10 protein-coding genes, 1 pseudogene and 3 riboswitches are annotated in these 11468 nt (G+C 34.9%); of the genes and pseudogenes, 9 read left to right on the forward strand and 2 right to left on the reverse strand.

Going from position 1 to position 11468, the window contains the following annotated elements; all coding sequences use genetic code 11:
• Positions 1 to 49 precede the first annotated feature (49 nt).
• Positions 50 to 910, reverse strand: coding sequence for a hypothetical protein (locus K0R93_RS11765; protein ID WP_300301470.1), 861 nt, complete (start codon positions 908 to 910; stop codon positions 50 to 52).
• 178 nt (positions 911 to 1088) lie between these two features.
• Positions 1089 to 1156, forward strand: a riboswitch (Fluoride riboswitch).
• A 90-nt stretch (positions 1157 to 1246) separates the two neighbouring features.
• On the opposite strand from K0R93_RS11765, the gene K0R93_RS11770 reads away from it, so the two are divergent.
• Positions 1247 to 2428 (forward strand): cation:proton antiporter, encoded by a 1182-nt coding sequence (locus tag K0R93_RS11770; protein WP_300301471.1) that lies wholly within the window; start codon positions 1247 to 1249, stop codon positions 2426 to 2428.
• Between the two features lie 92 nt (positions 2429 to 2520).
• Here the strand turns inward: K0R93_RS11770 and K0R93_RS11775 are convergent, their stop codons facing one another.
• On the reverse strand, positions 2521 to 3348 hold the full coding sequence (locus K0R93_RS11775) for a CsxC family protein (RefSeq protein WP_300301473.1): 828 nt from the start codon (positions 3346 to 3348) through the stop codon (positions 2521 to 2523).
• Positions 3349 to 3631: 283 nt separating this feature from the next.
• Between K0R93_RS11775 and K0R93_RS11780 the strand changes: the two genes are divergently transcribed.
• The 8 genes and pseudogenes from K0R93_RS11780 (at position 3632) to K0R93_RS11820 (ending at position 11104) form a co-directional block, all read left to right on the forward strand.
• Positions 3632 to 3844 carry a DUF1450 domain-containing protein gene (locus K0R93_RS11780; RefSeq protein WP_300301475.1) on the forward strand — a complete coding sequence of 71 codons (213 nt, stop codon included), beginning with the start codon at positions 3632 to 3634 and terminating at the stop codon, positions 3842 to 3844.
• A 112-nt stretch (positions 3845 to 3956) separates the two neighbouring features.
• Positions 3957 to 4160, forward strand: a pseudogene (locus K0R93_RS11785) (hydroxylamine reductase); the annotation flags it as partial.
• 310 nt (positions 4161 to 4470) lie between these two features.
• Positions 4471 to 4600: riboswitch (molybdenum cofactor riboswitch) on the forward strand.
• A gap of 163 nt (positions 4601 to 4763) precedes the next feature.
• Positions 4764 to 5885 carry a substrate-binding domain-containing protein gene (locus tag K0R93_RS11790; protein ID WP_300301478.1) on the forward strand — a complete coding sequence of 374 codons (1122 nt, stop codon included), beginning with the start codon at positions 4764 to 4766 and terminating at the stop codon, positions 5883 to 5885.
• A gap of 48 nt (positions 5886 to 5933) precedes the next feature.
• Positions 5934 to 6054: riboswitch (molybdenum cofactor riboswitch) on the forward strand.
• A gap of 140 nt (positions 6055 to 6194) precedes the next feature.
• On the forward strand, positions 6195 to 6647 hold the full coding sequence (locus K0R93_RS11795) for an aldehyde dehydrogenase family protein (protein WP_330685150.1): 453 nt from the start codon (positions 6195 to 6197) through the stop codon (positions 6645 to 6647).
• 489 nt (positions 6648 to 7136) lie between these two features.
• Positions 7137 to 8381 carry an HlyC/CorC family transporter gene (locus tag K0R93_RS11800; RefSeq protein ID WP_300301480.1) on the forward strand — a complete coding sequence of 415 codons (1245 nt, stop codon included), beginning with the start codon at positions 7137 to 7139 and terminating at the stop codon, positions 8379 to 8381.
• Positions 8382 to 9022: 641 nt separating this feature from the next.
• On the forward strand, positions 9023 to 9652 hold the full coding sequence (locus tag K0R93_RS11810) for a DUF1062 domain-containing protein (protein ID WP_300301482.1): 630 nt from the start codon (positions 9023 to 9025) through the stop codon (positions 9650 to 9652).
• A gap of 205 nt (positions 9653 to 9857) precedes the next feature.
• Complete coding sequence (locus K0R93_RS11815) at positions 9858 to 10151, forward strand: CD3324 family protein (RefSeq protein WP_300301484.1); 294 nt, start codon at positions 9858 to 9860, stop codon at positions 10149 to 10151.
• A 281-nt stretch (positions 10152 to 10432) separates the two neighbouring features.
• Positions 10433 to 11104 (forward strand): YfjL-like protein, encoded by a 672-nt coding sequence (locus K0R93_RS11820; RefSeq protein WP_300301486.1) that lies wholly within the window; start codon positions 10433 to 10435, stop codon positions 11102 to 11104.
• Positions 11105 to 11468 lie beyond the last annotated feature (364 nt).

Consider the following 11468-nt stretch of genomic DNA (forward strand, 5'->3'; position numbering starts at 1 on the left):
TAATTAGAAAGCCACACTTATGCTAGTGTGGCTTTTGACATCCCTGTAATTATTTTCGCCGTTGAGCGTTAATATATGAAATTAATTTACTAACATCATCGCCTCGTTTCAATGGGTACAAAAGAATAACTTTTTGTGATCCATTCAAACGAATACATAGTTGAATAAGATTAGAAGAAGTATCAGGGATGCGCTCTAAATCTCTTATTTGATTTAATGGAATATATGTCCATACCCCGCCAAATTTACTGATATCTGCATTTTCATATTCTTCTTTATAGATAATGAATTCTTCATCGGTAAGAATCGCTAATTGATTAGGCATTAGGAGATTTTTGGTGATAAACCAAGAATTTTCAAAAATGGCTGGCTGAAATACTGCACTAATTACCTTTTGACTAGGCAAAAGGCAATTATCTGTATAGTTTTGGAGTCTGCAGGTTAGGTCTTCGGTGCTATAGAAGCTGTTACGATTGTCTGATGAGATGGTTTTTATCCTTGTATTTATTATGGAATCACGTATGGTTTTCATGATTTCTTTGAAGAAAGATTCCACTACGGTATTATATTCGATTATAGAACTAACAATATTGTTATCAATCACTGATACTATTCTAATCCATGAATATAGAAGTATTTTTCCGTGTTCAATACGAATAATGTTTTCAAAAGGATGACAAGCAATCAAAATACTGTTTTCTACACTTTCTAGGCTGTAGACCAGGTTTTTGTATATAAACAGCAATTTGTCATTGATGTTTCGTTTTCTCCACATGTCCTGTGGGGCATAGATTATACTAGGCAGTGTATTTGTTTCATCAAGAATTTGAGAAAGGGATTTCTGAAATATTTGTGGAATATCCTTATGATTATTCAGCAGTCTTGCCCATTTCATGGAAGCTGAAGCCATAATGCTCACCTCTTTCAAAAGTATCCGATATAACCATTATATACCATTTGCCCTAATTTGAGGTTGTTATAAAGGGTAAAATTTAGAATATTAAGTATTAATTGAAAATAAGTTTTCTTTAAGTATTGACCAATGTATAACTTGTAGTATAATAGAAATTGTTGTAAAAATTTGCTATAGAATGATAGGTGATGGAGCTCGCCTTTAACCATTGCAGCAAATGCAATTAATGGCTCCTACTTAGGCTACACTAGCCTTAGTAGGAGTTTTTTGTGTTTTTAGGCAACTTTTTCCTTTCATTTAGCACATTTATTCTTTCAGAGGAGGCGGTAAGGTATGGCACTTAGTCTTAGTGTAATTGTTTTACTAGGATTGTTAGTAAACAAAGTTTTTGACAAGCTGAAACTACCTGGCTTATTAGGCATGTTGATTTTGGGTATTGTGATTGGTCCCTACGGATTGAACTTTATTGGGAAGGATATACTTAGTATTTCTTCTGAATTGAGGAAAATAGCACTTATTGTAATACTACTTAGGGCGGGTTTAGGTATCAAAAAAGAAACCCTTAATAAAGTTGGAGTGCCTGCAATTAAAATGAGCTGTATCCCTGGATTGTTTGAAGGCTTCACCATTCTATTTGTTGCCAGTTATCTGCTTGGTGTAACAAAAGTTGAAGCGGGTATGTTAGGATTTATCATTGCAGCCGTATCCCCAGCTGTGGTGGTACCATCCATGCTTAGCTTTATTCACAGGAAGATGGGAGAAAAGAAGGGAATTCCAACTTTGATACTGGCGGGAGCCTCCATTGATGATGTTTTTGCAATTACCCTTTTCTCAACTTTTCTAGGACTATATGGAGGAAGTAACATCAATGTAACCAGAAAAATTTTAGATATACCAATCTCTATTGTCATAGGGATTTTGCTAGGAGTTGTCATCGCTGTAGGTATTGTAACCATTTTTCAAAGCTTCCATATTCGAGATACGAAGAAGGCGTTGATTATATTAGGTACTGCTATTGTCCTCACAAGTCTTGAGGATGCGTTAAAGGATATTGTGCCTGTAGCAAGCCTTTTGGGTGTCATGACCATTGGGTTTATTATCCTGGAGAAACAGCCCAAAGTGGCAAATCGACTTGCTGTAAAATTTAATAAGATTTGGATATTTGCAGAACTTTTGTTGTTTGTTCTCGTTGGTGCTCAAGTAAATATTTACGTAGCGCTTGACTCTGGTTTAATAGGGCTTGTAATCATTGCAATTGGGCTTATAGCTAGAAGTGTTGGTGTGCTATTGTCCGTGGCGGGAACGAATTTGAACTGGAAGGAAAGGTTTTTCTGTATATTTGCATATATTCCAAAGGCAACAGTTCAAGCAGCCATAGGGGCAGTCCCGTTGGCAGCTGGTGTGCCATCTGGAGACATCATTCTTGCTATTTCAGTACTATCCATTCTTATTACTGCTCCATTGGGAGCAATAGCGATTAAGGCTTCAGGGGAAAAATGGCTCAGTGTAGATTGAAATAAGGAAAATAAAGAATCATAGAAGATCCTATAGGATAAATTTAGCCCCTGGCCATTAACGCCAGGGGCTTCAACTCTATCTCACTTTGTCTAAAAAGTACAGTGAGGTGGTTTTGGAGGAAATGGACTTATTGCGCCAATGGCAACTTGACGTTTCTGAAGCAGCTTTAATGTGAGGAATATTACAGCTTTCTGCTGAATACATTTAAATTCTCTTTCTTCAAAAGGTAAAGTAACCCCATGTGGGCGCGTAGGATTTATCGTTTCATCAAATTCTACAATTCTAGCCGAAATCAATTCACAGAAGGGAAGTTGATTAAAGTATTCCGTACTGATTTGATTAAATTCAGAAAGATCTCCAGATAACAATCTGTCTTTATCCGCAAATCCTGGGCCTGAAATATTTTGTTGTCTCAAATACTGAAACTCCGTTGAAGTTCTTGGTACTGGAGGCAGTGGTGCAATTCCGTTAAATGTTATTGGGGTTGTACAGCTAAATGGAACATCTACGGTACAATGACGAATGTCTCCACATACACCTGTCTTATTTGAGCATTTACGAGTAGCATACTCAATGTTCTTCCTAATAAATCCTTTTACAAAAAGTACATTGGTATCTTGTAGAAGTAGACATTGAGTTACCTTTACGTGCTTCTTGATTCTTTTTATTTCCAGTGCAGGTTCAGGTAGGTTAATGAGTGAATCAACATTAATTTGTATCGTTAGTTCAGCGAGGACAACAGGTATATTTGATACAGCACCTGTAGTTAATGGCGATATTGTTGTAGGTGTATTTACGCAGCTTCCTGTTGTGCCGCCTTGCACATTTACACATTTTGAGGTCACCTTTGGTTGGAATTGTGATCCTACAGCATTATTTTGCAATATGGGTGTCATATTATACGTTGTATAAGGCATTGTTTTTCACCTCCTTTATAGCTTATACAGGCTATAGCGAGAACCCTTATCTCTCTATTTCCTGATATAAAATATTCAGGTTGTCCATTTTGGTGATACTTTTAGAATAAATTTCTATGGTGCCAATGGTGCAATTGCCATTGGTGATATAAAGTATTCACCAGCTTTAAAAGCAGCAATAGAGAAGGAAATTGATCTGACAGGTATCGATTTTAATACGGTATCTTTTAATGAGTTAATTGAAATAATAAAGAAGAGAAAATAACAAGGGAGTGGATTATATATGGCAGAAGTGAAGTTCTGTGAAAACAATTTTGGACATGGAACAGATGTCATCGCAGAAAAATTAACAAACGAAGGAATAAATGTAGAAGTAGAGCCATGCTTAGGCTATTGTGGAGATTGTGCTGTAGGTCCCTTTGCCTTAGTGGATGATGAATTTATCCAAGCAGATTCATCAGAAGAATTATATGAAAAAATCAAAGAACAAATGTAATTATTATTTATAGTAAAATGAAAAAGCCACTAGTTTATTGGTGGCTTATGCTTTTGATTTATGATTTGGCTCGGTCGTACGGTGAGTGTGTGGCAATGCCTATATAAACAAAATCGTGCTTTCATGGTATGAACAGAAGGCAGTGGCTGATTTATTGGCATTGTTATCCTTGGGTGTAAAAGGAATGTACTTAGGACCAAGCCTTCCAGCCTTTATATCTCCTAATGTGTTGCAATATTTGGTAGATACCTTTAATATTAAACCAATTAGCACTGCAGATGAAGATTTAAAAAATTCACTTAAGCAAGCCAACTAAGAATGTAAATGTGAAAAATACAAGAAGGGCAGGAATCAATCCTGTCCTTCTTTATTTTTCTATTTTTTTATCTCCGTTTCAACATGCTCTTTTCAAAATATTCAACCCTTTGATACATCACGGTAGCGAGAATTGCTAGGATAATTACACTGCTGATACGGACATTGTCTTTTGTTTCGATAGCGAAATAAATTGAAAATTTTAAATAGTATATTTACTTATGGATGAATGTATTATATAATTCTAATATGCATGTACCATATTATAGGTGCATGACCAGTAATTGTAAGATTATTAAAAACAATTAAATACAAGAATCATTTTCCGAGTTATTTCTTCTAAAGAGAAATCCATGAAGATATAACCGTTGGTTGAACCAGAAGGGTTTAGTGAGAAATCCCTAAGCCTCCCGTTAGGAAAGGAAAATACTTTATTATTGAGCACATATAATTTGTGTTTATTTAAAGGCAATCCTTTCTGGATTGCCTTTTTTAATGTTTAGAGTAAGTGTCGAATAAATATGGGGATTCGTAGTGTGTAACAGAAAGGATAAATTTCACTTCTTAAATGAGATGGGTAATCTAAATAAAAGGGGGATAAAAAATGTATTATGTAAAAGGGAGAGCGTTTAAAACAATTTCAACTGCTTTGCTTGTGGTTGCAATGGTATTTGGCTGTCTAGGCGTTGCCTATGGGCAAGCGAATGTTAGCCTAAAGGCAGGCGATACGGCAAAAACAACTACAAATCTTAATCTGCGTGCCGGTGCCAGCATGGAGAGTAAAGTACTGATGGTAGCAGCAAAGGGTACTCAAGTTGTTATTGAAGCAAATTCCAATGACTGGTATAAAGTCAGCCTGGCCAATGGTAAAGCTGGGTTTATGCATGGGAGGTATTTAGTAAAGGTTGAAGGTGCCCTAGCACCTGTCGCCGAAGTGAAGCAGCCTGTGCCTGCTCAGACAAAACAGCCACTGCCTAAAGTGGAATCAACGATGGTTCTTGCCACAACTACAAGCACCCAGGATACAGGGCTCTTAGATGTACTGGTGCCTGCCTTCGATAAAAAATATGGTGTTACGACAAAGGTTATTGCTGTTGGAACTGGAGAAGCTATTGAAATGGGTAAACAAGGAAATGCTGATGTAATTCTAGTGCATGCAAGAGCATCTGAAGACCAGTTTGTTGCCAGCGGTTATGGCATAAACAGAAAAGATGTAATGTATAACTATTTTTTCTTGGTAGGACCGAAGGATGATCCAGCGAAAGTTTCCGATACAAAAGATGCAGAAACAGCAATGAAGAAGATCGCTGATACAAATTCCAAGTTTGTATCTAGAGGAGACCAATCAGGAACCCACAAGAAGGAACTTACAATTTGGGATAAATATAAGCTAAAGCCACAGGGCAGCAAATGGTATATGGAATCAGGGCAAGGAATGGGCGCTACATTGACTATGGCAAGTGAAATGGGTGCATATACACTGGTTGATAGTGGTACCTGGTATAAATTTGCAGACAAAGTAGAACTAAAGGTTGTATTGCAAGGTGACCCAATCCTCTTTAATCCTTATGGTGTTATTGCTGTAAACCCAGAAAAATATTCAAATCTAAGTAAGAACGCAGCAGCAGCTTTTGTAGATTTTATCACTTCTGAAGAAGGACAGAAAATCATTGGAGATTTCAAGGCAAATGGGCAGCAGCTGTTTGTTCCAGATGCAAAGAAATAGGAGTACATTCTTCAAGGATTGAGATAGAAATAATATATAAAGATATACAATTACATATCACTCCGAGTGTGTAGTGCCTGTAGTCTATAGACCATGGTTTGCATACCGATAGGGTATTATTGGAAATGATAATGCCTCCCGCGTGGAAAGGAGAATTGGATAAGCATAGATATGTTCTGATGCTGTTGGCTTCTTTTCCTTGGAAAAGAAGTCTTTATATTTTATTTTGTATTAGAAAGCACCAGAAATTTACTTAAAATATTGAATAAAGATCCTAAAAGATACCACTCCGAGGCCTTGCACCTGTGAATGGCAGATTTATGGTGTATAGACCGATTAGGCTACTTTATTGAGCCTACAGTAATTATCACATCAAACCCTCGATTCAAAACCATGGATGAAGAGATATTTGGACCTGTATTAACAATATATATCTATGATGATAATGCTTCTGATGAAACGCTAGAACTATGTGCTATAACGTCACCCTACGGGTTGACGGGAGCTATTTTTGCTTCCGTCAGACAGACAATTATAAAAATGGAGCAGAGATTATCCTATGCAGCAGGTAATTTTTATATTAATGATAAGCCAACGGGTGCAGTGGTTGGTCAACAGCCTTTCGGTGGTTCGCGAAGCTCAGGAACAAATGATAAGGCTGGAAGTAAGACTAACTTATTAAGGTGGGTCACTCCGAGGACGATTAAAGAGACATTCGATTCTTCTAGAAACTACGGATACCCTTATATGCTTGGAAAATAAGGTTTGTGCATTTATATAGAAAGATAAAGAAATGCACTAAATAAATATGCACTCCCTTGAAAGCCAGTTCCCCCGAACTCTGGCTTTCTTTTTTTATTGAATAGGAAAGTTCTACTTTCCTATTCAATAAAAAATTAGGGGTGCAGGGGAAGTATTCCCATGCTGTAGTCAGAGGGGTGCTCAGGCTGCCTAGCAGCCGTCGAAGGGGAACTAGGTTCCCCTAGCGAAGGCATCGTTAGATGCATTTTTTAGAGGTAATTAAAGAGATCATTCCTATAATACAAACAAAATTCCCTTACTAAAATTGTAGATAATATTCCTGTATTAAGAAGATATTTCATAAAAAAGATGGATAAACCGAAGCCTAGAGAAGATAAGCGCCATCATTACCCAAGAAAGGAAACAAATCAGGAATATCCAATTAAACAATTATTCGAAAAATATGATATAATCACTGTTGATAAAAATTTTTAAGGAGTGTGGTTTTTTTTGGATTCGAGCAGTATGTGGCATTTGATAGCACTAATATTCTTATTAGGTGGTTCAGCTTTCTTTTCTGCTTCAGAAACAGCTTTAATGTCATTAAGTAAAATCAGAGTCAGACATATGGTAGAAGAAAATATTAGAGGAGCACAATCTATTGAAAAAGTGATTGAAAATCCAAGTAAGTTGTTAAGCACGATCTTAATAGGCAATAACGTTGTGAATATTGGAGCATCAGCGTTGGCGACTGCACTGGCGCTGGAATTGTTTGGATCAAAGGGTGTAGGTATTGCAACTGGAATGATGACAATTCTTGTTTTAGTATTTGGAGAGATAACCCCTAAATCTTTGGCTGCTCAAAACTCTGAGAAGGTTTCATTAAAAATCGTAAACATCATTATATTTCTTATGAAAATCCTAAGCCCCATTGTAAAGGTATTCACTTATGTAACCAGTGGTTTGATTAAGTTACTAGGTGGGGATGCCAACAAGTATCAGCCTGTTATTACACAGGAGGAATTAAGGACAATGGTTAATGTTGGACACGAAGAGGGTGTTTTAGAAGTTGAAGAGAAACAAATGATTGACAAGGTATTCGAATTTGGCGATCTATATGTGAAAGATGTTATGGTTCAGAGGCGAGATATAGTCGCAGTAGATTTTGATTCGACATATAAGGAATTGATTGATATCGTGAAGGAAGAACAATTTTCTCGATATCCTATTTATAGAGAAAAAATGGACAACATCATTGGATTCTTGAATGTAAGAGATTTATTTCTCTCAGAAGATGCAGAAGAGAAATTTACCTTGGAGAAATACATTAGAGAGCCTTTCTATACATTTGAGTTTAAGAAAATTGCTGAAGTATTTAAGGAAATGAAGAAAGCCAGAACCCATATGGGTATTGTATTAGACGAATATGGGTCTACAGCTGGGATTATTACAATAGAAGACTTGATAGAAGAAATCGTAGGCGACATTGAAGATGAATACGATGACCATGAGGAAGAAATTGTCCTTATCAAAGAGGACGAATATATCATAGATGGAAGTACCAGACTTGATAAAATCAATGAGATGATCGGAACTTACCTTGAATCAGAAAATTATGATTCACTAGGAGGATTTATAATTGGAGAGCTTGGAAGGTTTCCTGTGAAGAATGAAACCATAGAATACAATGGAATTACATTTATTATTGAGGATGTGAATAAAACAAGAATTATTAAAGTAAGGGTATTAACTTGATCATAGCTAATAATTTATTATTCTAGAGATACTTTTCAAAGAGAATGTACAAAGAGTTTGTGAGTCTGTTGTTGAATAGATTCACAAACTCTTTTATGATTTCAAGATCAAAGATTTGCAAACTAGCATTATAGTTCCATATTCACTTTAGCGCCATTTTAGCATTCTCTTCTCAAAATGCCACTCCTTGGTACATAAGGGGAGTCAGAACTGCTAAAATGATCACACTGGACATAACCAAATCGAGCTTGAACACCTGACCACCATAAACGATGAGATAACTGATACCTGCCCGTGATACCATAAACACTCAAGATTGTTACTACGATGGATACAGTCGTTGTCTTTTCTTACGATACCAATTATACTGATAAATTTTAGTCTATGGTAAAATAAAGAAATCTCATGATGTGGGAATGCTGAATAGCACGTGGAATTCTGGCCTCATTCTTATTTATGAAATAAGAATGAGGTTTTATGTAGTATATAGAGCTGATAAAATATATTCAGAAAAAAGAATGGAGGAATTTTTATGACAACAGATATTTTTAATGCATAGCAGAGGCTATTGCATTATTAGAAAAAAATGTGATGAAATAGCCTTTGCAAGTCCTAACGAATAAATGACTAGGAGGAGCAAAATGAGCTATTTAAAGAAATATCAATGGGAACTAGTCCCTGAAAATTTACCAATTGTAAAAAGAAGTTGTCCTAAATGTAATGAGAAAACAAACTATATAAATAGTGAAAAATTTAGAATAAATGCAAATAAAAATAGCATTGATATTTGGTTAATTTATAAATGCGAAAAATGCAAATCAACTTGGAATATGACGATATTTGAAAGAATAAAGCCTTGTAATCTTAGTAAACATGAGTATGATAAATTTCTTTCCAATGACACAGAATTAGCCAGAGAATATGCCTTCAATTCAAGTATATATAGTAGGAATAAAGCTGAAGTTATTCTAGAACATGTTAACTATGGATTAATTCAAAGAAAATTAGAAGCATACCACATAAAAGAAAATGAACTTGTTATTGAACTTGTTTGCAAGTATCCAATAGAATTGAGAGTAGATAAGCTTTTAAGTGATATACTTGGAATTTCAAGGACCAAAATAAAAGGGATGCATAAAAAAGGAGTAGTTTTCATTGAAGATGATAAAAGTTCATTAAATATGAAGATAAGAGATGGGATGGAAATACATGTTTTAAAGTCAGTAGATCATATAGAAGTTTTAGAGGCTATAGTATGTATGAGTCTCTAGTGCGCTAATTTTAAAATAGGTGTTGTAACTTTAGAGCAATTTTGGTAAAATTTGTATGAGTGTAGTTGAGAAAGGGGCATAATTTTATGAGAAAATATGTTATTTATGCATAGCAGAGGCTATTGCATAGGCGTGATCAATTAATAAAATTTAAAAAATAGCCTTTGCTAATCCTAAAATAAAATATATTTAGGAGGAGCATAAAATGAGCTATGCAAATGCAAGGGATATTTTCCCTAATGAGATATTGGAAATAATTCAAAACTATGTGGAGGGTGAATACATTTATATACCGAAGAAAGAAGAAAATAAAATTGCATGGGGTGAACTAACTAATAGCAAAAATGAACTTTTGAAAAGGAATACAAGTATATATGAAGATCATTTAAAAGGAATGTGCACACAATCTCTTTCAGAGAAGTATTATCTGTCACCCAAAACCATACAAAGGATTATTTTAGAAAAGCGAAAATGCCATAACATAAAATGTGCTACCTAATTTGTTTAGGTGGCTCTTCTCTTTTATGAATTAAGTACAAATTCGATATATCATTTCAAATGAATTGAATAAATTAAGTCTATAAAAGATTTAAGAGGGTACCCTTCCGTAAGGAAAGTATAATAGGCTTAGATATATCCTTAGGTTTGAAGACCTCATTTTATTTTTTAAAAAGAGACTAAAAATTTTAATATGAAAAGGTTGATGTCTTCCCAAAACATGTGTAATGTTACACTGTAAATTGGCTTTTGTATATGATATAAAGAAAGGACAATGAAATGATGCAGAGAAGAAGAAAAGGTGCACTAGTCATTGTATTACTGTTATTGGCTATAGGAGCAGGAAATATTTATTTTAGTTTTAATGGAAACCCCATTAAAATTATGGAGACCAAGAATAAAGCCCAGGATTTTGTGGCGAGGAAGTATCCATCAGTCAATGTGATAGATATAGATCCTTGGTATAATTTCAAGTTTGGTAGCTATGGAGCCCATGTGCTTACCCAGAACCAAGAACCCATCTCTTTTTATATCGAGTTTTATAAAAATGGATATATCGATGATAATTATATGGAGGCAAAATTGGAAAAGGAAGCTACGGCTATGATAAAACCTATTGTGGAAGAAGTATTACCTGAAATAGAAACAATAGTAACAAGTGTGCACCTTCCTGAAAAGAATGATTTTGATGAACACACTGTGTTCTCAAAGGATTTATCTGTTGGAATATCATTAGACATTAGATGGTCAGAGGATATTAGCAGAGAACAATTTGTGCATAGAACGTTAGAGATACGAGATCAAATAAAATTTCATGATTTTAAAGTAGGTAACTATTTCTTCTGCTGCGAGATTAATAATGGCAAACAATCCTATGTGTTATCATTAGAAAAAGATATATTAGACATAACTAGACAAGAATTGTTAGACAGTGAAGAAATCAATATTTTTTGATGCTGAACAGGAGATTATAAAAAAAGTTTGTGGAGACTGTAAAAAAGATTGTGGGTCTACAATATTGTAGCCACAATCTTTTTTATCTCTAATTCATCCATATCTTTAAATCCCCCATAAACTCCAAGAATTGGCACAATAACTGAAACGGTGATTGTCCGTTGTTACTATATAGGTGCTATGTTCAAAATATGTATATATTAAATCATATATTTATGGAGGAAAAATATGGAACATATAGAATAGACACTAGATACAATATTTGCCAGAAGGAAGGAAAGCGATTAAATGGAGAACTTTATGATAGGTCAATATGGAAAATTCGACTATGACAAATTCTATCGGGATTTTAGAAGTAATTTTT

This window comes from Anaerosolibacter sp., assembly GCF_029240175.1.
Classification (GTDB): Bacteria; Bacillota; Clostridia; order Peptostreptococcales; family Thermotaleaceae; genus Anaerosolibacter.